We start from the raw sequence: 21,219 nt of genomic DNA, 5'->3' as shown, positions 1-21,219 counted from the left end.
AGGTTTTCGGAGAGACGTCATGGCAATACATGAAAAGGCACTGATCGAGGACGAGCGCCTCCAGCAGCACGACGAGCTGGTGGTGGACGGTGTGGATGTGTCCGGTCACTGGAACACCATGATCGCGCCGCGCACCGTCCGCGATTACGACGACGATTTCGAGGCGAAGATCCAGAATTTTGCCGGTGGCGAGAACGTTCATCGCTGCTGGCAGTGCGGGTCCTGCACCAATTCCTGCACCATGTATGCGCAGAATGTGCAGTTCAATCCGCGCTACTGGATCTACCTGACCCGCCTGGGCATGAAGGAAGAGCTGGTCAAGGACAAGGACATCATCTGGCAGTGTGTGTCCTGCAACAAGTGCACCAACATCTGCCCGAAGGACGTGAAGCCCGAGGGCGTCATGAAGGCGCTGGCGCACTGGATGGAAGAGGAAGGGATCACCGAAAAGGCCCCGTCCACGCATTTCGACGAAGAATTTGCCGATCAGATCTACAAGACCGGCCGCATCGAAGACTCGAAGGTGATGCAGAACTTCTTCAAGAAGACCGGCCAGCCGCTGGTTCAGGAATGGATGAAGATCTTCGTCTTCCGCATGATGAAACACCTGCCGGTGAAGCACCTGATGACCATGGGCTTCAACACGGTACATACGCCGCGCACCAAGTCCTGGGGCAAGACCGGGGACGTTCTGAAGAACTACGTGCGTGAACAGAAGGAGGCCGCTCATGGCTAAGGTTGCTTACTATCCGGGTTGCGCGCTCGAGGGCTCTGGCGGTCCGTACGACCGCTCCACCCGCGTGCTGGTGAAGGCGCTGGGGCTCGAGATGGAGAACCTGCGGGACTGGAACTGCTGCGGCGCGATGGAGGTGAAGAACGTTCATCCGATGCTGCAGACGTATCTTTCCGCGCGGAACATGGCCATCGCATCCGAGCAGATGGGGATGGACACCGTGATGGCGCCTTGCAACGGTTGCTACCACAACCTCAAGAAGGCCGAATACGAGACGGCGACCTCCGAGGACGCCATGAACACCGTCCAGGACCTAGCGCGCAAGTCCGATGACCCGGTGTACACCGGTGACGTGCGGACCCTGCACCTGCTCGAGTGGCTGATGGAGGAACTCGGCCCCGAGGGCATCAAGCAGAAGATGACGAAGAGCCTGAACGGCATCAAGATCGCCAATTACTACGGCTGCATGTATACGCGTCCGCGCCAGATCTTCCCCGAGAAGGATAATGGCCCGGGTTCGGATTCCAGTTACCAGCCGCATTTCATGGATGATCTGCTGGGCGCCGCCGGTGCGGTCAATGTGGACTTCCCGTTGAAGACATCGTGCTGTGGTGGGGCGCATACCCTGTCGGATTCCGATACCTCGACCCAGCTGGTACTGAACCTGCTGCAGTCGGCCGAGGACTCCGGTGCAGAGGTCATCGCGACCGAATGCCCGACCTGCCACTCGGGTCTGGAGATGCACCAGGTCCGTGCCGAGACCGAGTTCGGGATCAAGACCGAAGTCAAGGTGCTGTATTTCACGCAGCTGCTCGGGCTCGCCATGGGTTTGTCCCCGCGCAAGCTGGGTATTCACGAAAACGTGAGCGACTCGGTGGGGCTGTTGAAGGAGAAGGGGGTCATCTGATCCCCCGATCCCATGCGTTGCATGGCGTATAGTTAAGTGCAGAAGACGGGCGCGTGGCGCCCGTTTTTTGTGGAGGCGAGGGCACAAGGTCCCGGGTACGAGGCGAAACATGGATTGCAACGGCTGCGAGTTTCACCCTGAACTGTTCTACGACGACGAGTTCCAGATCTGGCTGCGGCGCGAGGATGACGACACGCTGACGGTCGGGATGACGGACCTCTCCCAGACTATCGCGGGCAAGATTATCCATGTGCGCGTGCGGCGTCCGGGGACGCGCAGACCGCCCGGGAAGCCGGTCGCGACGATCGAGAGCGGGAAATGGGCGGGTCCCATTCCGAATTTCATCGACTGCAAGATCGTCGAGGGGAATGAGGACGTGCTCGAGAATCCGGTATTGTTGAACTCAGACCCCTACAATGCCTGGATCGCGCGGGTGGAGCCCATCAACGGCGTGGAAGCAGCGCTGGAGGAATTTCTAACCGGCGATCGGGCCGAAGAAGGCTACTGCAAACGCGCCAAGGATGACGATATCCAGTGCCAGCGCAAGCTGCGGTGATCAGACTGATGACGAATCTCGACGACGACTACTATCTGGACAACGACGAGCAGACGGTCGTGATCATCATGACTTCCGGGCCGTCGACGCCGAATCGCTGCGCGACCCCGTTCTATCTGGGGGCGGTGATGGCCTCGATGGATGTGGACGTGCACATCTTTTTTACGATGGAAGGGGTGCGTCTGATGGAGAGGGGGGTGGCCGACGACCTGCGCGCCATGGAAGATGGCAAGCTGATCAAGGATTTCATCCAGGACGCCAAGCGTGCCGGGGTGCAGCTTCATGTTTGCCAGCCCGCTTTGCCGGGGTATAGAATCGACGCGTCTTCGGATCTCGTCGACGAAGTCGATGAAGTCAATCGGGCGAGCGAGCTAGCGGACCTGATACTACGCAGTGATAAAACGATTACGTTTTAATTTTCCCGCTTTATTTTGAATATTCCTGGAGGAAGACATGGGTGCAGTTCGGGGTTGTGATATTCCGGAAGATCTGATGTACAACGTTGAAAACAACGTCTGGGTGCGCAAGGAAAGCGACGGAACCGCCACCGTGGGCCTGACTTCCTACGCCTGCTCGCTGGCCGGCACCATCGTGTCCTTCACCCCGAAGAAGGTCGGCAAGACCGTGAAGAAGGACAAGTCCTGCACCACCGTCGAATCCGGCAAGTGGGTGGGGCCGGCGAAGACCCCGGTGACCGGTGAAGTCACGGAAACCAACGAGAAGGTCGCCGCCAACCCGGGCCTGATCAACGAAGATCCCTATGGCGAAGGCTGGCTGATCAAGTTGAAGCCGGAAGACTGGGACGGCGAAGTGGGTGACCTGAAGACGGGTTCGGACGCGCTGGCCGCGTTTGAAGCCAAGATGGAAGCGGACGGTTTCGGCGGCTGCTGATTCGGTCTGAAGAAGGGCCGCCACCCCCAAGGGTCGGCGGCCCCTTTTTTTCGGGAATACCCGAGTAAAACCTTCAAGAAATTCGCCGACCCCGGAGTACGCCCATGACAAGCTGGAATGATGTAATCCAGCGGGTAGAGCCCCTCGAGGATATCCCCGTCGATCCGTCGCTGGTTGATGACCTCCAGCATAGCCTGCGCGACGGTGCGGACCCCGGGTCGGTGCATTTCTACACCCCGACGTTCAAGTCCTATCAATCCAGTGAGCTGGCGGACTGCGGGAAGAGCGCCTGGCCGGCCATGTCTATCACGGGTGGCGATTGCAAGCTGGCCTGCGATCACTGCAAGGCGAAGATCCTGGAGCCGATGATCCCCGTCCGCACCCCGGAGGATCTGTGGCGCCAGGTCAATCAGGTGATCGAGTCCGGAGCCCAGGGCATGTTGCTGACCGGTGGGTCGAACCATCGCAACGAGGTGGAGTACGACCCGTTCTATCCGACGATTCGACGCATCAAGGACGAGTTCCCGGACTTTCGGATCGCGATGCACACCGCGCTGGTGGATGACAACATCGCAGTATCGATGGAGCAGGCGGGTATCGACGCCGCGATGATGGACGTGATCGGTGCCCAGGACACGATCACGCAGGTCTATCACCTGCGGCGCAGTGTGGACGACTTCGAGCGGACGCTCGAAAGCCTTGTAAACACCAACATGAAGGTGGTGCCGCATATCGTCGTGGGCTTGCATTACGGCAAGCTGCTCGGCGAGTGGAACGCGCTCGAGATGCTGGCCCGCCACCTGCCCGACGCCGTGGTGCTGGTGGTGGTGATGCCGTTCTACGCGCCGGCCAGCCGCCCGTTCGAGACGCCGGACGTGCACGCCGTTGGGCGCTTCTTCCACGATGCGCGCGAACGCCTCGGTGACACCTCGCTGTTGCTGGGTTGTGCCCGGCCACCGGGTGCCGCCAAGAGCCAGATCGACAGCTACGCCGTGATGGCGGGGCTGTCCGGTATCGCGCATCCGGCCGAGGGGGTGGTGGAACTGGCAGCGCGCCTGGGCAAGAAAGTCCGTGTGACGCCCGCCTGCTGCTCCATCGCCGTGGGCGACGAGGTAATGGCGGAAGATGCCGGCGCCGGCAGCGGCGTGGAGCTGGACCTGGATACTATCGTGGCCGAGGAGGGCCGGCGCCGGGAGCAGGAGCGCAAGGCGCGGCAGGGCCTGGGAGGCATCCGCATCGTCACCGAAGGCAACGTCGCGGCCGGAGGGGGTTGCCATGTCTGAACGCGATTCGAACAGCCTGCGCATTCTGGATACCGGCTTGCGTCGGGCGGCCGAGAACATGGCCTTCAACCGTTCGCTGCTGGAGTGTCACCAGGAAGGGATCTCTCCGCACACCCTGCGCTTCCTGCAGTTCGAGCCCTGTGCGCTGGTGGGTTTCCACCAGAATGTGGACCAGGAGATCAATACCGAGTACTGCAGGGAAAACGGTATCGCGATTCAGCGCCGGATTACCGGCGGCGGCGCGATTTACTTTGATGCCACCCAACTGGGCTGGGAGCTGTATCTGGACAAGCGCTTCCTGGGCACCGCGGACATGGGGCAGATCGCGGCCCGCATCTGCAATGCCGCGGCGGCGGGCATGCGCGCGCTGGGCGTGGATGCGCAGTTCCGGCCGCGCAACGATATCGAGGTGGATGGTCGCAAGATCTCGGGGACCGGCGGGGCGTTCGACGGCGACTCGGTCATGTACCAGGGCACGCTGCTGATCGAATTTGATGTGGAGGATATGCTTCGCATCCTGCGTATCCCGGCCGAGAAGCTCTCCAACAAGGCGATCGAGTCGGCCCGAGATCGGGTCGTCAACCTTGCCACCTTGCTCGTGGAGATGCCGGAGCTGGATGTGATCAAGGATGCGATCGCCTCTGCCTTTGCCGAGGAGTTCGGTGTTCGCACCGAGGTGGCCGACCTGTTGCCTGCGGAACGGGCCGCATTCGATGAGGCCCTGAAGGAGATCGACAGCGACGAGTGGGTCTATCAGCGCAATCGTCCGGCGACCGATGCCCCGCTGTTCGAGTCCATCTACAAGTCGGATGGCGGCCTGATGCGGGTGGGTGTCGCCCTTGACCCCGAGCGCAAGCGCCTGAAGCAGTTGTGGATTACCGGGGATATCTTCGTGAAGCCTGCGCGTACCATCGCCGATCTTGAGGCGGCCTTGCGCGATACCCCGCAGGCGGAGATGGAGGATCGTGTCCGCGCCTTCTTTGCCGAACGCGATGTGGAGATGCTGCAATTGAGTGTGGATGACATCATTGCGGCCATCCAGTCTGCGTTTGCCGAGGCCGAGGTCGAACAGGCGGCTGAATGAACAGGTTCGTATCCGTTCGGAGACTCGGCTGATGTTGCCGCAACAGGTTGATGTGCTGGTTGTGGGGCTGGGGCCCGGCGGCGCCTCGGCCGCGCGGGTGTGCGCCGGCGCCGGATTGTCGGTGCTCGCGATTGAACGCAACAAGGCCTTTGGCGAACCGGTCCAGTGTGCCGAGTTTATCCCGAACCCCATGGGCGCCTATGCTCAACCGGAAGGCGTGTTGTTGCAGCGCATCGATTCGATGCAGAGCTTTCTGCCTTCCGGGGCGGTGGAGCACTCCGACTTCCCGGGCCTGATGGTCGATCGCGGCGAATTCGATCGCGCGATCATCCGTGCCGCCGAGGCCAACGGGGCGCGCATGGTGACGTCCACCCCGCTGCTGGGTGTGGACGCCGAGCGTCATATCGCCCGGATGCGGCATCAGGGACAGGAGCAGGAGGTGGCCTATCGCGTATTGATCGCCGCGGATGGACCGCACTCGCCGACTGCCGAGGCGCTGGGACTGCCGGCCCTGCCGATCGTACAGACCCGTCAGTACACGGTACCGCTGAAAAAGCCGTACACGGCTACCGATGTGTGGCTCTCGGATGATTATCCCGGTGGTTATGCCTGGTTGTTCCCCAAGGGCGACTGGGCCAACCTGGGCCTGGGCGCGGACAAGCGCCTCGCCGGCGACCTGAAGACGCCACTGGAATCTCTGCATGCCCAGCTCGTGGAGCAGGGGCTGCTTGGCGAAGAAATCCGCTACCGCACCGGGGGGGCGATACCGGTGGGGGGGCTGCGTGAATCCCTGTTCCTGGGTGATGTCCTGTTTGTCGGGGATGCGGCAGGCCTGACCCATCCGATTACCGGCGCCGGGATTGCGGCGGCGGTCGTCTCCGGCGAGGCCGCGGCCGAGGCGGCGATCGGGCACCTTGACGGCGATCCCGAGGCCCTGGACGACTACGACGAAGAGATGCATGACCAGTACGGTCCGGCACTCGATCGTGCCTGCGAGCGGCGGGCCTTCCTGAACGAACACTGGCGGACACCCCGGGCGCAGGAAGACGCCACTCAGCGCCGCGGATGGATTGCATTTTCCGAGTATTTCAACGATGGTACCCGGGTCGCGTAAGAGGGCCCCGGTCTACGGATGCTGCGCATCCCCGAGACGACGCTGGAGGAATTCATGAGTGCAAGTGCAGAGGAGATGGTCGCGCCGATCAACTTTTACCGGCCCGACTATCACATCAAGACCCCGGACATGCGTTCGCCGGAGTACGTGCAGATGTCCACGGCGGCGGCGATTACGCTGGGCCTGGTACCGGGCACCATGCATCGCACGGCCTGCACGCATTGTCTGAATCTTCTGGTGACCTATCCCGAAGGCTGCCGTGCCAACTGCTCCTACTGCGGGCTGGCGCGTCACCGCGAGGAATCGCGTGACTACGCCGACCGCAACTTCATCCGCGTCGACTGGCCGACCGCGAAGTACGACGAGGTGATCGAGCGGGTGAAGAACCACGCCGACGCCGGCCAGTTCGAGCGCATGTGCATCTCCATGATCACGCATCCGAACTCCGATGCTGACACTGTCGAGCTGCTGGAGCGCTGGGTCGCCGAGGTCAATCACATCCCGGTTTCGATCCTGTCCAACCCGACCACCATGAGCTTTGATGACCTCCAGCTTCTGCGGGACAAGGGCGCGGATATCTTCACGGTCGCGCTGGATGCGGTGACCCCGGAGATCTTCGAGCGGACCCGTGGCAAGGCGGTGGAAAGCCCGCACAGCTGGGACAAGTACTGGCAGGCCATTGAGTGGGCCGCCGAGATCTTTGGTCCGGAGAAGTTCGGGGCCCACCTGATCTGCGGCATGGGCGAGACCGAGGAAGAGATCCTCCAGGTCTGTCAGCGCATCCGTGACCTGGGCGGCCACAATCACATGTTTGCCTTCTTCCCGGAAGAGGGCTCGCTGATGGAAGACTGGAACCCGGTCCCGCGTGACCAGTGGCGTCGTGTGCAGCTGGGTCGTTTCGTCATCGACTACGCCGGTGGCCGTATTGACGACATGAAGTTCAACGCCGACGGTCAGGTCGTGGACTTCGGTCTGCCGCAGTCCGAGGTGGACGAGTTGATCGCCTCCGGCAAGCCGTTCCAGACCTCCGGTTGTCCCGGCAAGTCGGACGAGGAAGTCTCGGCCTGTAACCGCCCCTACGGCGATTCCAGCCCGACCGATATCCTGTCGTTCCCGTTTGCCCTCAACTCGACCGATGTCGGTTTCGTCAAGCGTCAGATGGCGGGCGAAGAGGTGGGTACCTTCGACTTTGACGCTGACGAGTCGGAAGACGAAAAGACCGCCTGACAACGCACGACAGACAGACCCCTGGCACCTTGAAAGCCCCGGCAACCCCGGGGCTTTCTTGCATAAGGGGGTCAATAAGATTTCCTGAATATTCAGGAGTTGGCCGGATGCATTCAGGGGCAATGCGCAGGATGCCCCTGAATGCATCCGCCGAAATGCCTGCGACACGGTTAGTAGCCGGGCCGCGGGCTGTGGGGATGCCGCCATTACCGGGGCGGCGGCAAGGCAAGAGGGCCGCCCGCAACCGGGGTGTTCCTGCAACACAACAACAAGAAGACCACCAAAGGAGATGTCAAAATGGAAGCACGCAGCATTCGCCGCAGTCTGGTGACGATCGCGGTCGGCCTGGCCATGGGCTCCGCGGGCGTCGCCCACGCCACCAATGGTTATTTCGCCCACGGCTACGGCACCAAGGCCAAGGGGATGGGGGGGGTCGGTATGGCCATCTCCCAGGATGCCTACGCCCCGGCGATCAACCCGGCCGGTATCGCCGGCATGGAAACGCGAATTGATGGCTCGCTTGCCTACTTCCGTCCCGAACGGTCGCTGACCATCGACAGCGGGAAGGGAACGATGTCGGTCGATTCCGACAGCAATAACTTTTTTATCCCCTCGTTTGGCTACGTGCAGCAGATCGACGCGACGCGTTCCTGGGGTATTGCCCTGATGGGTAACGGTGGACTCAACACCGACTATCCGGCGATTGAGAATCCCGGCTGTCCGGCTCCGCCGCAGAGTGCGGGCAACGGCGTTTTCTGTGGCGGGGCTGCGGGCGTCAATCTGGAGCAGCTGGCCATCATCCCGACCTATGCGCAGCAGTTTGCCGATGGTCAGGTGAGCGTCGGTGTGAGCCCGATCATCAGCTATCAGCGTTTCAAGGCGAAGGGTATTGGTGCCTTCGCGTTTGACGAGCAGGGTAACCCGACCAGCGTCAGTCCTCAGCACGTCAGCGATAACGGCACGGATGCGACCTGGGGCTACGGCGCCCAGATTGGTTTCAAGGCCGAGGTTGCCGATGGCGTGACCGTGGGTGGCAGCTATCGCTCCAAGATTCGGAATAGTGATTTCGACGACTATCGCGGGCTGTTTGCGGGCGGGGGCAGCTTCGACATCCCGTCGACCGTTGGCCTCGGCGTCTCCGCTGAAGTAACGCCTTCCGTGACCGTCAGCGCCGATTATTTCCGGATCAACTACTCTGACGTGGATGCGATCTCCAATCCGAGCACCAATCAGGCACCGCTGGGTTCGGACAATGGGCCTGGTTTCGGTTGGCGCGACATCAATGTCTTCAAGCTGGGTGCGCAGTTTGAGACGGATACGGACTGGACCTGGCGCGTTGGCTACAACCGCGGCCAGAACCCGATCCGTTCCCGCGATGTTGCGTTCAATGTGCTGGCACCCGGTGTGATCGAGCACCATTTCACTGCCGGTTTCACCAAAAGCTTCGGCTCGCAGCATGAGCTCAACTTCGCGGCCATGTATGCACCCTCGAACAGCGTGACGGGCCCGTTCGACGATCAGGGGACTACTGCGAAGATCGAGATGAAGCAGTACGAGCTTGAAGTCGGGTACGCGTACCGGTTCTGACCGTAGGGGCCGGGGCGGTTGTGTGATCGCACCGGCTTCCGGCGTTGCGCGCCCGGGAGTGGCGCGCCGGCCTTCGGGGGAAGGCCGGTCCGGCCAGGGATGGGCAGGGCAGATGGGCTCGGTACACGTCGGGGGACGTGTCCCGGGCCTTTTTCCTGTCGAGTGTTTCGCTCGACGATTCCAACGATATAAAAAGGAGGATGCCATGCATATTTTGCGCGGCTATATACGTGTCGCCGGCACCATGGCGGCGGTGGCCCTGTTGGCGGCCAGCCAGGTCGTGGCGGCAGATCCATACCGTCCGTTCGTGCTGGCTTACACCGAATCGGGGGTCGATGTCTCCGCTGAGGTCGCCAACGTGCGGGAACGCCTGGAGGGCGCTGATTTTCGTTTTCTGGGGGAGTACCCGGTCAGTGACGAGCAGCATGTAATCGTGGTGACTCACGACGACCTGCTGGCGGTTGCGGGTTCCGAGGACCGGGGTGGTTATATCGCGCCGGTACGGGTGGCGGTGACCGCGGTCAACGGGCAGTTGCAGGTGAGCTACAACAACCTTGAGTACTTCCGGCATGCCTATCGTCTGGATGCGCCGGTGTCCGGTATCAGCGAAAGCCTGGCCGATGCCCTGGGTGCCGAGCGTGAATTCGGCTCCGAGGACGGCAAGAGCCAGCGCGCCCTGAACCGTTATCGCTACACCTTCGGCATGGAACGCTTCGATGCGCCCTACGAACTGGCCAGTCATGGGTCGAGCAGCGCGGCGCTGGAAGAGCTGGACAGGAATCTGGGTAATCAGGTTGCGGGTGTCAGCGAGGTCTACCGTGTAGAGATCCCCGGGCAGGATGTCACCGTGATTGGCGTGGCCGTGCGCGAGGCCGATGGTGCCGAACAGGATGCAGCGGATCTGCATCAGCTTGGTGCGGTGGATGTGGGCGAGTTCCGCCATACCGCAACGGTGCCCATCGAGCTCATGGTGCGTGGAGGGGATGTCGAGGCCTTGCACATGCGGTTCCGCAAGGCGTTGCATTTCCCGGATCTGAGCATGATGGGGGATCACAGCTTCATGACGCTGCGCAGTTCGCCGGGTGAGCTGGAAACGACCCTGCGTGCCGCGGCGGGCCATCAGGAAGATCAGGCCGACGGGTTCGAGTGGTAGCGTCCGTCGCTGGATCAGGGCGCCATGGATGGCGCCACGGACACACGGAATGACCGTGTGCCCTGCTCAAGAACCCCGGTGCGCCGGGGTTTTTTTACGTTCGCTCCCGGCAGTTGTTTTATGCTCCCGCAACACACGCGGCAGGATGCACCCCCATGAAATCGATGAAGATCGCCAATATTGGCGAAATCCGCAACGAACTGAACAAGTACAAAAAGGGCAAGAAGCTCGATATCCACCAGTTCAACCAGGTGGCGCGCCTGGCCTGGCTGGGCAAGATCGTGATGCAGCCCCTGGACCTGGAAGACGCCGAGTGTCAGTCCTTTCTGGTCTATATCCAGGAGCCGGAAGAGCTCGCGGCGCATTTTCTCGATACCGACCAGGAGCTGACGGGCGGCATCCATATCATCGATGGCGAACAGGCCATGGCCATGGTCGAGATCATGCGCGGGGGGGTCGAGGAGCGCGCCAAGCTGTATGAGGATCTCTCGCGCAGCGATTTCTACTTCCGCTACTTCTACAAGCCCGGAACGGACGATGACAAGTCTGGCGATGCCGGCGGTGGACAGGGTTCCGGCGAGGGCTGACCTTTGGTTGCAGCGACGGTTGCCCCGGAGTGGATTGATGTCGGGGGCTGCTCCGCCGAGGACCTGCACGCCCTCTATGCCGGGCTGGCGAGTACAACACCACCGGATGCGCCTCCGCGCGTATTGTGGGCCCACGCCGACGAGGCTCATATCTCCGTGGGTGCCAGCCAGGACGCCGCAGCCGATCTGGACCTCGCGGCCTGTGCCCGCGCCGGCGTCCCGGTGGTGCGGCGGCCACTGGGTGGCGGCTCGGTCTGGGTGGATGCCGAGCAGGCCTGTTTCTTCCTGATCCAGCCCCGGCATGTCCTGGCACGCGGGCATCGTCACCTGTTCGCGCTGGGGCTCGGCATCGCGATGGATGTGCTGCGCGAGCTGGAGCTTGCTGGCGTCGAGGCCCGTGGGCAGGATGTCTGGGTACAGGGGCGCAAGATCATGGGCACCGGGGCGGCGACCCTCGACGAGGGGTGTGTCTTCGGCGCAAGTTTTCTGCGCCGGTTTCCGGTCGAGCGCTTCCTGGCCTGCGTGCACGCCCCCAGCGAGGGTTACCGCGAGTGGTTGTTGCCGGCCCTGGAGTCGGGCATGACGGACTGCGCTCGCCAGTGTCCCGAGACTCCGGAGCCGGCGCGGATCGGCGCGACGCTGCGTGCGGTGCTGGAACGGCGCTTCGGCGCCCCGGTACGCCGCTGGCAGCCGAATGCCGAGACGCGGGCGCGCTGGCTGGCGGCCGGGCGCGAGGAGCTGGCGGACCTGGCCGATGGTCAGGGTGCGCCGGCAGTCCGTAATGGCATCCGGGTAAACCGCGACAATCACGTCTTTGAGACCCGCGGGGCCTGCGGGCGCCTGCGTCTGCATGTGGAGGGCGCGCGTATCGCCCGGATCTGGTGTGAGGACCCCGCAGTTGCGGCTGTCCTCGAGAGTGCGCTGATCGGGGAGTCGCCGGAACGCCTGCGGGTGCGCGCGCGCCTGAATGGCCGCCTGGACGCGGCGGTAGTCGACGAGATCAGTGCCCGGGTCGACGGGCTTTATCGCGGGATTGCGACCGCCTGACCTGCGGCTCCGGTGTCCTGCGCACCGATCGAATAACAGCGGAGAACCCATGTCCGAACCGACTATCGAACGCCGTCTGGAGAAGCGCCTGATCCTGATGACACAGGATGAGGCGCTGAGCGCGCGCCTGCAGGCCCTGCTACCGCCGGACTGGCAGCTGCACCGGGTCACTGACCTGGAGACGCTGGGCCCCTGGAACGAGGTGCTGCTGTACCGTTTCCTCCTGCTGGACCTGGACGAGATCGAGGTGTTCGATCCGCTGGACGTGATCCGTATGCTGCGGATGGAATATCAGATTAACCTTCCGGTATTCTGTTTCGGCGGCGATCCGGATATCCAGGATGAGATGCGCCTGGCCCGCGCCGACCGCTTTTTCGGGCGCGACGAGATGACCACCAAGCTGCCCGAATTCATCCGCATGTACGACTGGTAACCCGACCGGCCCGCGCCGGTCCGTACACCGCTTTGTTACAGGGAGAGCCGGGAATGGAACCCATCATTCGGGTGCGCGAGTTGTACAAGGTCTTTGGCCCGAATCCGCAGGAAGGCCTGCGGATGATTGGGGACGGGCTGGACAAGGACACCATCTTCGCCCGCACCGGCAATACAGTCGGCGTGAAGGACTGCAATCTCGATATCGTCGAGGGCGAGATCTTCGTGGTGATGGGATTGTCCGGATCGGGCAAGTCCACCCTGGTGCGGCTGCTGAACCGACTGATCGAGCCCACTGCGGGCACTGTCGAGGTCCGGGGCCGCGATGTCACGCGTATGAGTCAGCGCGAGCTGATCCGGCTGCGCAGCGAAGACCTGGCGATGGTCTTCCAGTCGTTCGCGCTCATGCCGCACCGCAGCGTCCTCGATAACGCCGGCCTTGGTCTGGAGATCGCCGGAATCGGGCGTGCACGCCGTCGCGAGCGGGCACTGGAGGCGCTGGACCAGGTCGGGCTCAAGGCACATGCGCGCAGTTACCCGGATGAGCTGTCCGGGGGCATGCAGCAACGCGTGGGGCTGGCGCGGGCCCTGGCCACTGACCCCGCCATCATGTTGATGGACGAGGCCTTCTCCGCACTGGATCCGCTGATCCGCACGGAGATGCAGGACCGTCTGCTGGAGCTGCAGCGCGAGCAGCGGCGTACCGTGGTCTTCATCTCCCATGATCTGGACGAGGCGATCCGCATCGGGGACCGCATTGCGATCATGCAGGGCGGCGAGGTGGTGCAGGTCGGGACACCCAAGGAGATCATCGTCTCGCCCGCCAACGAATACGTGCGTTCGTTCTTCCACGGGGTGGACATCACCCAGGTCTTCCAGGCCTGCGACATCATGGACAGCGAGAACATCCCGCTGCTCGCGGCGGATATCACCGTTGGCGAGGCGCGCGGCCGGATCGCGCGGGGGGCGGGCAACGAGGCCGTGGTGGTCGATGCCGATGGGCACTTCCTGTCGGTCGTGCAGGCCAAGCGCCTGGGCGAGCTGACCGTGGATCGTCCGGCGAGCGAGGTGGCCGTCGAGGTGGAGCCGGTGACCGAGGATACGGCCCTGGCGGAGTTGCCGGGGCGCGCTGCACGAATGCCGGTGTCCATCCCGGTGGTGGATGCGGAGGGGCGTTTCCGCGGCCTGGTCACGCTGCCGCGACTGGTCGAGGCACTGGATCGTAGCCGGGCAGCCGCTACCGGCCAGGGAGGGCTGTAGGATGGAAGACCGTATCAATATCCCCGTGGGGGACTGGATCGAGAATGCGGTCGACTGGATTCTGGATAACCTGGAACCGGCCCTGGACGGCATTGCCTGGTTTCTGGGGCTGCTGACCCATTCGTTCGAAGGTGCGCTGTTGGCGATCCCCGCATGGCTGCTGGTGCTGGCCCTGGTTGCGCTCAGTTGGTGGCGGGTGAGCTGGCGCTTTGGCCTGTTCGCGATCGTCGCGCTGGGGCTCATCCTGGGCATGAACCTCTGGGAGCCGACGATCAAGACCCTGTCGCTGGTGCTGGCGGCAACCGCCGTTGCGCTGGCCATTGGTATCCCGCTGGGGATCGCGATGGCCCGCAGCAACTGGGTCGAGGCGGCCCTCCGCCCGGTCCTGGACCTGATGCAGACCATGCCGCCATTCGTGTATCTGATCCCGGCCGCGATCTTCTTCGGGCTGGGGACGGTGCCGGGGGCGATCGCCACGGTGGTGTTCTGCATGCCGCCGGTGGTGCGTCTGACCAACCTCGGCATCCGCCAGGTGAACCGGGAGCAGATTGAGGCCGGGCTGGCGTTCGGTTGCAATCGGCGCCAGCTTCTGACCAAGATTCAGTTGCCTCTGGCGATGCCCTCCATCATGGCAGGCATTAACCAGACCATCATGCTGGCCCTCTCCATGGTCGTGATCGCGTCGATGATCGGCGCCGGCGGCCTGGGCAACACCGTGCTCACCGGCATCCAGCGGCTGGATGTCGGACTGGGCTTCGAGGGCGGCCTGGGCGTCGTCATCCTTGCGATCCTGCTCGACCGGATCACGCAGAGCGTGGGGCAGCGGCGTCGCGCAGCCGCGTGACGCGCCCCCGGCCATTCGTTTCACCTCAAGAAGGAGTAGCACGATGAACAAGACCGTCGCCTCAACCCTGCTGAGCGGTGTGCTGGCCGCCTCCGTGGGTCTGTCCACGGCCCAGGCCGACGACATCCAGATTGGCTGGACCGCCTGGTCCGATGCCGAGTTCGTGACCAAGCTGGCCGAGCGCGTGATCGAGGATGAGCTGGGCTATTCGGTGGACCTCATCCAGACCGACATCGCCCCGCAGTATCAGGGGCTGGCCTCCGGTGACATCGACCTCATGCTGATGGCCTGGTTGCCGGGCACGCACGAGGACTACATGGAGCGGGTCGGTCAGGACGTGGTGGACCTGGGGCCGCTTTATGGCAACGCCCGCCTTGGCTGGGCGGTTCCGGACTACATCCCCGAAGACGAGCTGAGCTCGATCGCGGATCTGAACAAGGATTCGGTGCGCGACCAGCTGGACGGGCGGATTACCGGCATTGACCCGGGCGCAGGCCTGACGCGGCTCTCGGAGCAGGCCCTGGAAACCTATGACCTCGACGGCTACAACCTGCAGATTTCCTCGGGTGCAGGCATGACCTCTGCACTGGATCGTGCGATCCGCCGGGACGAGTGGATCGTGGTGACCGGCTGGAGCCCGCACTGGAAGTTTGGCGCCTACGAATTGCGCTACCTGGAAGATCCGGAAGAGGCCCTGGGTGGCTTCGAGCGCATCCATGCCCTGGCGCGCGAGGGCTTCGCCGAGGACTACCACGACGTGGCCATGATGATCTCGCGCATGCATCTCAATCTGGAGGTGCTGGAAGAGGCGATGTTCTTTGCCCAGGAGAACTCCTACGAAGAAGCGGTGGAGCGTTTCATCGAGGACCATCCGCAGCACATCGCGTACTGGGTGACCGGCGAGATCGACTGAACGACGCCGGCATTCGCACTGCCTGAAAGCCCCGCCCCGGCGGGGCTTTCTGCATCCGGGGTCGTGTCTTCGTTGCACGCTCGAAGCGTACGCAGACACGAAGCGGGGCAGGGGGGATTCCACCACGGAGGAGACGCGAGGGCGTGAATCGTCCGGAAAAGACCGGCTCCCGGGGAGCCGGGCTCTTCACTGCGCTACAGCCGGGGTGACGGGCAGCGGCGTGCGGTCGGGGTGGCCAGGGAAGCGCGGTGGGGCCTGAACGTGAGAAGGCCCCGGGCGGCTCGCCGCGGGGCCTTCTTCGAATCGTGCGCCCCGGCACCGGGCCGGGGTGAGGCAGTCCGGGATCAGCCGATCCAGGCATGCTCCAGCACATCAATGCGCACCTTCTCGTGGAAGGTTTCGCCATTGCCTTCGATCACCAGGTCACCCACACGGGTGCCGGCGGTGTCGAAGCTGAATTTGCAGTCGAAGCTGCCGGGCAGGGAGACGCTGCTCTCGCACAGGGTTTCGCCTTCCACCGAGAACGTGCAGCTGGCCGTGCCGGAGCCGTTCAGCATGGCCTGCACCCGGAATTCCTCGTTGACCGGACGGCGGTACACCTCCGGGTCGCGGTTCGGGTTGTACTGCAGGTTGTTCAGCTTGACGAGTTTGACAAGTTTCATACCGGGTCCTCTGTTGAAGCGCTGAATCCGAGTGGCGGCGCCTGCCCGCGTCCAACCCCGCGGCTGTGGGGCGTTTGGTTCATGCAGGTGCGCAGGTTCGATAGAATATAAACGACGAATGATACAACAAAGCCTGCGCGAACACGATCGGCGGCCCGCCCAGCGCGCTGGAGGGTAACGCCGCGCACGCGCGTACACCAGACCCTGCCCGGAGATCCCATGAAGAACCTGATCAACCGCATCCGCGGTGTGGAACGCGACGTCATCGAAAAGCCGGGCGACGCCGGCGATGCCCCCTTCTACAAGCCTCAGGGTGACGAGATCGAGATCTTCAAGGCGGCTTACTCCAAGCGCCTGCCGGTGATGCTCAAGGGCCCCACGGGTTGCGGCAAGACGCGCTTCCTGGAACACGTGGCGCACACCATCGGCCAGCCGCTGGTGACCGTCTCCTGCCACGAGGACCTGACCAGTTCGGATCTGGTCGGGCGTTTCCTGTTGGAAGGCGAAGAGACTGTCTGGCAGGACGGCCCGCTGACCCGTTCGGTCAAGGAGGGCGCGATCTGCTACCTCGACGAGATCGTCGAGGCGCGTACCGACACGACCGTGGTGATCCACCCGCTGACCGACCATCGCCGCCAGCTCCCGCTGGACAAGAAGTCCCAGATCATCGATGCGCACGAGGACTTCATGCTGGTGATCTCCTATAACCCCGGCTACCAGACGGTGCTGAAGGACCTGAAGCCCTCGACCAAACAGCGCTTTGTCGGTATCCACTTCGACTACCCCGCCGAGGACGTCGAACGCGAGATCGTGGCCAAGGAATCCGGCGGCCTGGATGCCGACCGGGTCGAAAAACTCGTGGCGGCCGGGCGCAAGGCGCGCGCGCTGAAGGATCACGGGCTGGAAGAGGCGACCTCGACGCGCGCGCTGGCCTATGCCGGTGAGTTAATGCAGGCAGGTCTGAACCCGCGCATCGCCTGTCGCGCGGCGATGGTCGCACCGATCACCGATGATCCCGAACTGATCCAGGCGCTGGAGGAGATCTTCGACGCCCACTTCCCCGAGTCCGAAGCCGCGTGAGCGAGATCGATACCAACGGCGGCGCGAAGCCGGAGGCGGAAGAACTCGTCGAGATCGAGGAGATCCTCCAGCACCTGGAGGACATCAGCTTCGTCGCCCACCGCGACACGAAGGAAGCCCTGCCGGCCATCCGGCCGTTTGGCGCCACCCTCGCGCGGCGCTGGATTGAGACCGCGCGCGACCTGTTCTTCCATGACCGGGAGTCGGGCAAGAGCTTCATGCGCCACTCGGCGCGGCTCGCCGAGCACATGCAGACGGTGGAACTGTGGCTGGAGCAGGCGGCCCGCTTCAAGGAGTGGGTCAACTCGAACTACGCGCTGGAAGGCTTCATGGCCCAGGCCGATCGCGTGTATGCGACCTGGGGCGAGGCCGGCGAGCGCGAGTGGGCGGAGATCGGTCTGCGCTGGTGCGCGCGCAGCTTGCCGGATGCGCGGGCCTATTTCGAGACCGACTTCGAGAAGCTCGCCGGCGGGCGTGGAATCGACGGCCTGCGGGCGCTGATCGAGCCGGCCGAGACCCTGTTCGACGAGCGCGGCCTGACCCTGGACGCCTACCTCGAGGGCGCTCCGATTGCCCGCAACCTGGTCGGCGACCAGGGCCTGCTGTCCTGGGCGCGGCGCGGCGCGGACCTGCTGAAGGCCGGGCGCTCGCGCGGCGAGGCTTATTTCCGCCTGGAGAGCGACGAGAGCCTGAAGCTGCTGCTGGAGGCGTTGCCGGGCTTTCGCCCGCGCATGCACGGGCGCTTCCTGCGTCTGGTGCTGATGGCCTGGCTGGACGCCGATATCCCGCTGGCGGATTCCAGCTGGAAGCCGGGCGAGGGCCGCCCGATGCTCGAGACCGACGGTCGGCGCCTGTTCATGCCGGCGGTGATGGACTCGCGCGAGGAGGCCATCGTCGCCACCCAGCACGCGGCCGCGCATCTCGCATTCGATACCTATGCGCACAGCGACGTGGAGCGCCTGTTCGCCCGCGCCGGCGTCGAGCATCCGCCGCTGGATGACCGCTCGCGCATCACCTGGCGTCCGCTGTTCGCGCCCTTCGAGGCGCGCATGTTCCGCTTCCAGGTGCTGTTCGATCTGGCCGAGGACCTGCGCGTGAACGCGCGCCTGGCCCCGCGCATCCCGAACTTCCTGCCGCGTCTGGTGGCGCTGGCCGAGGCCCATGGGCGCCCGGAGGGCGCGGCCGGGGTGTACTTCGACTTCGCGCTGAAGGCCCACCAGGCCCTGCTGCACGACGAGCCGCAGGACCCGCGTCTGGCGCGCGTGCTGGAGCCGGACACGGATGTGGTCATCGCCTGGGCAGTCGGCGAGGAGCTGTTCGCCGACGAGGCCTTCCCCGAGATCACCATCGAGGAGCGCGCCGAGGCCTATCTGCCCGGGCTGTCGCTGAACCAGTCGCTGCCGGTGTATCCGCAGCGTAAACGCGACGGCAGTCTGGCCGACTTCCGTGACCACGAGGCGCACGACGAGCACAAGTTCGAGCAGCAGAAGCAGGAGGAACAGCCGCAGCAGGCCCCGGAGCAGGCGCAGAAGGACCCGGACGCCGACATCCAGACCCCGCAGCAGGAGACCTCCGGCACCGGCGGGCGCATCGGCACCGGAATCCCGCAGCCGGCGCAGGTGGCCAAGCGCGCGGCCCCCTACACCCCGAAGAAGGACGGCATCCCGTATCCGGAATGGGACTACCGCGAGCAGCGCTACATCTCCGATTGGGTGAACCTCTATGAGCGGGTGCTGGACGACGAGGACCCGGAGCGGGCGGCCACCATCCTGTCCGAGAATGCCGACACCCTGAAGCGCCTGACCCGCGGCCTGGAGATGCAGCGCCCGATGCGCCTGGCGCCGCTGAGAAAACAGCTCGACGGCGACGAACTCGACACCGAGGCGGTGATCGACTACATCGCCGACAAGAAGGCGGGGCTATCGCCGAAGGCCTTCATCTACCGGCGCCGTGCGGTGCAGCACCGCGATACCGCCGTGCTGATGCTGGCGGATATGTCCACCTCGATCATGGCGCGCCACCCGGGCGGGCAGGGCAAGATCGTCGACCGCGTGCGCGAGGGGATGATGCTGTTCGCCGAGGCGATCGAGAAGGTCGGCGACCCCTACGCGATCTCCGGCTTCGCCTCCAGGCAGCGCGACCAGGTCAACTACTACTGGCTGAAGGACTTCAACGAGGACCTGAACGACACCGTCCGCGCCCGCATCGCCGGGGTCTCCGGGCGCCTGGCCTCGCGCATGGGCGCGGGCATCCGCCACTCGCTGGAGGCGTTCCGGCGCAGCTCGGCCCAGCGCCGGCTGCTGCTGATCCTGTCCGACGGCCGCCCGGCCGACTACGACGACGGCGGCGACCAGCGCTACCTGCACGAGGACACGCGCATGGCGATGAAGGAAGCGGTGGACGCCGGCGTACACCCGTTCTGCATCACCCTGGACCCGTCCGGCTCCGAGTACCTGCCGGCGATCTTCGGCCCCGGCCACTACACCATCATCGACCACGTGGACGAGCTGCCGCGCCGTCTGCCCGAGATCTACCTGAGGCTGCGCCAGTGAGTGCCACCCCCGAAACGAGCGATACGCCCGCCGAGGCCTGTGGTTCGAAACGCAGCCCGGCCCGCCGTCATGCCACGCTGCTGCATGCCCCGCGCTATCGCGGGCACAGCTATGGCGACAACCACCCGCTCGGCATCCCGCGCGTCTCGCTGACCATCGATCTGATCGAGGCCTATGACGCGATCACGCCGCAGGAGATGGCGGTCACCCGCCGTGCCCAGCCGGCCGAGCTCGAGTGGTTCCACACCCGCGAATACGTGGCCGCGATGCAGCGCGCCGAGGCGCTGGGCAAGGTCTTCCAGCGCTACCGCGACCGTCACAACATCGGCAATTTCGAGAACCCGTTCTTCGCCGGTTTCTTCGCGACCCCGGCCACCGCCACCTGGGGCTCCATCCAGGGCGCCGAGGTGGTGCTGGACGGGCGCATGGCCTTCAACCCGGCCGGCGGCATGCACCACGCCGCACCCGACCAGGCGCGCGGCTTCTGCTACTTCAATGACCCGGCACTGGCGATCCTGCGCCTGCGTCAGGCCGGGCAGCGCGTGCTGTATCTGGATATCGACGCCCACCACGGCGACGGGGTCGAGGCCGCGTTCACCGACGACCCGGACGTGCTCACCGTCTCCCTGCACATGGACACCGAATACGGCTACCCGTTCGAGGGCGGCCGCATCGAGGACACCGGACCGCTGGGCAACGCCGTGAACCTGCCGCTGCCGAAGGAGACCAACGACACGGAGTTTCGCGCCGCCTTCACGGCCGTCTGGGAGGCCGTGCGCACCCGCTGGCAGCCGGATGCGGTCGTGGTCCAGGCCGGGACCGATGCGCTGTTGCCGGACCCGCTCGGCAAGTTCGGCATCTCCACCCAGTGCTTCCTCGCCTGCATCGACGACGTGATCGAGACCAGCCCGCGCCACGCCGACGGCACGCCAAAACTCCTGGTCCTGGGGGGCGGCGGCTATCACCCGCTGGCACTGGCGCGCTGCTGGACCGGGGTCTGGGCCCTGCTGACCGATCGCGAGCTCCCCGCCGCAATCCCGGCGGCCGGCCAGGCCCTGCTGCGCGAGGTCGACTGGGACATGGACGAGGAGGAAGACTGGTACGACAACCTGTTCGTTTCCCGCCTCGACGCCGACCGCTCGGGCCCGGTCCGTTCTGAACTCAACGCCCGCCTGGAGCACCTTTTAGCCACGCATCCTTTGTTCGCGCAAGGCTGACTGCGGCGGAGTGAGGCGGGGTGGGAGTAGCCCGGCCCGCCTGCGGGTTTTCGCAAATCCCGTCGGCTGACGTAGGATTCCACAGCTTGC

Annotated in this window: 21 protein-coding genes; 20 read left to right on the top strand and 1 reads right to left on the bottom strand. The window is 64.4% G+C overall.

What is annotated here, in order from left to right; translation table 11 throughout:
- The first annotated feature begins 19 nt into the window (after positions 1–19).
- The 17 genes from G332_RS0103365 to G332_RS0103285 all read left to right on the top strand — a co-directional run bounded on the left by G332_RS0103365 (position 20) and on the right by G332_RS0103285 (position 15,618).
- On the top strand, positions 20–736 hold the full coding sequence (locus tag G332_RS0103365) for a 4Fe-4S dicluster domain-containing protein (RefSeq protein WP_019625586.1): 717 nt from the start codon (positions 20–22) through the stop codon (positions 734–736).
- Complete coding sequence (locus G332_RS0103360; protein ID WP_019625585.1) at positions 729–1,640, top strand: CoB--CoM heterodisulfide reductase iron-sulfur subunit B family protein; 912 nt, start codon at positions 729–731, stop codon at positions 1,638–1,640. Before G332_RS0103365 ends, G332_RS0103360 begins: the two co-directional genes overlap by 8 nt.
- 109 nt (positions 1,641–1,749) lie before the next feature.
- Positions 1,750–2,196, top strand: coding sequence for a glycine cleavage system protein H (locus G332_RS0103355; protein WP_019625584.1), 447 nt, complete (start codon positions 1,750–1,752; stop codon positions 2,194–2,196).
- An 8-nt stretch (positions 2,197–2,204) separates the two neighbouring features.
- The gene (locus G332_RS0103350; protein WP_026340558.1) at positions 2,205–2,612 is read left to right on the top strand and encodes a DsrE family protein; all 408 of its coding nucleotides are present in this window, start codon (positions 2,205–2,207) and stop codon (positions 2,610–2,612) included.
- Between the two features lie 37 nt (positions 2,613–2,649).
- Complete coding sequence (locus tag G332_RS0103345; RefSeq protein ID WP_081618895.1) at positions 2,650–3,087, top strand: glycine cleavage system protein H; 438 nt, start codon at positions 2,650–2,652, stop codon at positions 3,085–3,087.
- Positions 3,088–3,191: 104 nt separating this feature from the next.
- Positions 3,192–4,370 carry a radical SAM protein gene (locus G332_RS0103340; RefSeq protein ID WP_019625582.1) on the top strand — a complete coding sequence of 393 codons (1,179 nt, stop codon included), beginning with the start codon at positions 3,192–3,194 and terminating at the stop codon, positions 4,368–4,370.
- Positions 4,363–5,454, top strand: a complete 1,092-nt coding sequence (locus G332_RS0103335; RefSeq protein WP_019625581.1) for a biotin/lipoate A/B protein ligase family protein — start codon at positions 4,363–4,365, stop codon at positions 5,452–5,454. Before G332_RS0103340 ends, G332_RS0103335 begins: the two co-directional genes overlap by 8 nt.
- A 31-nt stretch (positions 5,455–5,485) precedes the next feature.
- Positions 5,486–6,568 carry an NAD(P)/FAD-dependent oxidoreductase gene (locus tag G332_RS0103330; RefSeq protein ID WP_019625580.1) on the top strand — a complete coding sequence of 361 codons (1,083 nt, stop codon included), beginning with the start codon at positions 5,486–5,488 and terminating at the stop codon, positions 6,566–6,568.
- Positions 6,569–6,622: 54 nt separating this feature from the next.
- Positions 6,623–7,795 (top strand): radical SAM protein, encoded by a 1,173-nt coding sequence (locus G332_RS0103325; RefSeq protein WP_026340557.1) that lies wholly within the window; start codon positions 6,623–6,625, stop codon positions 7,793–7,795.
- Between the two features lie 297 nt (positions 7,796–8,092).
- A complete protein-coding gene (locus tag G332_RS0103320) occupies positions 8,093–9,382 on the top strand; it encodes an OmpP1/FadL family transporter (RefSeq protein ID WP_019625578.1) in 1,290 nt (429 codons plus the stop codon).
- Positions 9,383–9,587: 205 nt separating this feature from the next.
- Complete coding sequence (locus tag G332_RS0103315; protein WP_019625577.1) at positions 9,588–10,535, top strand: hypothetical protein; 948 nt, start codon at positions 9,588–9,590, stop codon at positions 10,533–10,535.
- A gap of 155 nt (positions 10,536–10,690) precedes the next feature.
- A complete protein-coding gene (locus G332_RS0103310; RefSeq protein WP_019625576.1) occupies positions 10,691–11,122 on the top strand; it encodes a hypothetical protein in 432 nt (143 codons plus the stop codon).
- A gap of 3 nt (positions 11,123–11,125) precedes the next feature.
- Positions 11,126–12,169, top strand: a complete 1,044-nt coding sequence (locus G332_RS0103305) for a lipoate--protein ligase family protein (RefSeq protein ID WP_026340555.1) — start codon at positions 11,126–11,128, stop codon at positions 12,167–12,169.
- Between the two features lie 49 nt (positions 12,170–12,218).
- A complete protein-coding gene (locus G332_RS0103300; RefSeq protein WP_019625574.1) occupies positions 12,219–12,602 on the top strand; it encodes a hypothetical protein in 384 nt (127 codons plus the stop codon).
- Positions 12,603–12,655: 53 nt separating this feature from the next.
- Positions 12,656–13,861 carry a glycine betaine/L-proline ABC transporter ATP-binding protein gene (locus G332_RS0103295; RefSeq protein WP_019625573.1) on the top strand — a complete coding sequence of 402 codons (1,206 nt, stop codon included), beginning with the start codon at positions 12,656–12,658 and terminating at the stop codon, positions 13,859–13,861.
- A gap of 1 nt (position 13,862) precedes the next feature.
- Complete coding sequence (locus G332_RS0103290; protein WP_019625572.1) at positions 13,863–14,705, top strand: proline/glycine betaine ABC transporter permease; 843 nt, start codon at positions 13,863–13,865, stop codon at positions 14,703–14,705.
- 43 nt (positions 14,706–14,748) lie between these two features.
- A complete protein-coding gene (locus G332_RS0103285; protein WP_019625571.1) occupies positions 14,749–15,618 on the top strand; it encodes a glycine betaine ABC transporter substrate-binding protein in 870 nt (289 codons plus the stop codon).
- A 344-nt stretch (positions 15,619–15,962) separates the two neighbouring features.
- Here the strand turns inward: G332_RS0103285 and G332_RS0103280 are convergent, their stop codons facing one another.
- Positions 15,963–16,280, bottom strand: coding sequence for a hypothetical protein (locus G332_RS0103280; protein WP_019625570.1), 318 nt, complete (start codon positions 16,278–16,280; stop codon positions 15,963–15,965).
- A gap of 219 nt (positions 16,281–16,499) precedes the next feature.
- On the opposite strand from G332_RS0103280, the gene G332_RS0103275 reads away from it, so the two are divergent.
- The 3 genes from G332_RS0103275 to G332_RS0103265 are packed head-to-tail and all read left to right on the top strand — an operon-like array spanning position 16,500 to position 21,129.
- Positions 16,500–17,360 carry a CbbQ/NirQ/NorQ/GpvN family protein gene (locus tag G332_RS0103275; RefSeq protein WP_019625569.1) on the top strand — a complete coding sequence of 287 codons (861 nt, stop codon included), beginning with the start codon at positions 16,500–16,502 and terminating at the stop codon, positions 17,358–17,360.
- Positions 17,357–19,912, top strand: a complete 2,556-nt coding sequence (locus G332_RS0103270) for a nitric oxide reductase activation protein NorD (protein WP_019625568.1) — start codon at positions 17,357–17,359, stop codon at positions 19,910–19,912. The genes G332_RS0103275 and G332_RS0103270 overlap by 4 nt, the downstream gene beginning before the upstream one ends.
- Positions 19,909–21,129, top strand: coding sequence for an acetoin utilization protein AcuC (locus tag G332_RS0103265; protein ID WP_019625567.1), 1,221 nt, complete (start codon positions 19,909–19,911; stop codon positions 21,127–21,129). The genes G332_RS0103270 and G332_RS0103265 overlap by 4 nt, the downstream gene beginning before the upstream one ends.
- Positions 21,130–21,219: the final 90 nt, after the last annotated feature.

Origin of the sequence: Thioalkalivibrio sp. ALJT, from assembly GCF_000381825.1 — a bacterium.
Classification (GTDB): domain Bacteria; phylum Pseudomonadota; class Gammaproteobacteria; order Ectothiorhodospirales; family Ectothiorhodospiraceae; genus Thioalkalivibrio.
Note: the sequence above shows the minus strand (reverse complement) of the source record. Positions and strands in the feature narration are given on the sequence as shown.

Bases quoted from the DNA above. Each gene is read 5' to 3' on its own strand.
- G332_RS0103290 (WP_019625572.1), top strand. From the start codon at position 13,863: ATGGAAGACCGTATCAATATCCCCGTGGGGGACTGGATCGAGAATGCG.
- G332_RS0103340 (WP_019625582.1), top strand. From the start codon at position 3,192: ATGACAAGCTGGAATGATGTAATCCAGCGGGTAGAGCCCCTCGAGGAT.
- G332_RS0103320 (WP_019625578.1), top strand. From the start codon at position 8,093: ATGGAAGCACGCAGCATTCGCCGCAGTCTGGTGACGATCGCGGTCGGC.
- G332_RS0103350 (WP_026340558.1), top strand. From the start codon at position 2,205: ATGACGAATCTCGACGACGACTACTATCTGGACAACGACGAGCAGACG.
- G332_RS0103295 (WP_019625573.1), top strand. From the start codon at position 12,656: ATGGAACCCATCATTCGGGTGCGCGAGTTGTACAAGGTCTTTGGCCCG.
- G332_RS0103355 (WP_019625584.1), top strand. From the start codon at position 1,750: ATGGATTGCAACGGCTGCGAGTTTCACCCTGAACTGTTCTACGACGAC.
- G332_RS0103280 (WP_019625570.1), bottom strand. From the start codon at position 16,280: ATGAAACTTGTCAAACTCGTCAAGCTGAACAACCTGCAGTACAACCCG.
- G332_RS0103310 (WP_019625576.1), top strand. From the start codon at position 10,691: ATGAAATCGATGAAGATCGCCAATATTGGCGAAATCCGCAACGAACTG.
- G332_RS0103360 (WP_019625585.1), top strand. From the start codon at position 729: ATGGCTAAGGTTGCTTACTATCCGGGTTGCGCGCTCGAGGGCTCTGGC.
- G332_RS0103285 (WP_019625571.1), top strand. From the start codon at position 14,749: ATGAACAAGACCGTCGCCTCAACCCTGCTGAGCGGTGTGCTGGCCGCC.
- G332_RS0103325 (WP_026340557.1), top strand. From the start codon at position 6,623: ATGAGTGCAAGTGCAGAGGAGATGGTCGCGCCGATCAACTTTTACCGG.
- G332_RS0103335 (WP_019625581.1), top strand. From the start codon at position 4,363: ATGTCTGAACGCGATTCGAACAGCCTGCGCATTCTGGATACCGGCTTG.
- G332_RS0103275 (WP_019625569.1), top strand. From the start codon at position 16,500: ATGAAGAACCTGATCAACCGCATCCGCGGTGTGGAACGCGACGTCATC.
- G332_RS0103330 (WP_019625580.1), top strand. From the start codon at position 5,486: ATGTTGCCGCAACAGGTTGATGTGCTGGTTGTGGGGCTGGGGCCCGGC.
- G332_RS0103365 (WP_019625586.1), top strand. From the start codon at position 20: ATGGCAATACATGAAAAGGCACTGATCGAGGACGAGCGCCTCCAGCAG.
- G332_RS0103315 (WP_019625577.1), top strand. From the start codon at position 9,588: ATGCATATTTTGCGCGGCTATATACGTGTCGCCGGCACCATGGCGGCG.
- G332_RS0103345 (WP_081618895.1), top strand. From the start codon at position 2,650: ATGGGTGCAGTTCGGGGTTGTGATATTCCGGAAGATCTGATGTACAAC.
- G332_RS0103300 (WP_019625574.1), top strand. From the start codon at position 12,219: ATGTCCGAACCGACTATCGAACGCCGTCTGGAGAAGCGCCTGATCCTG.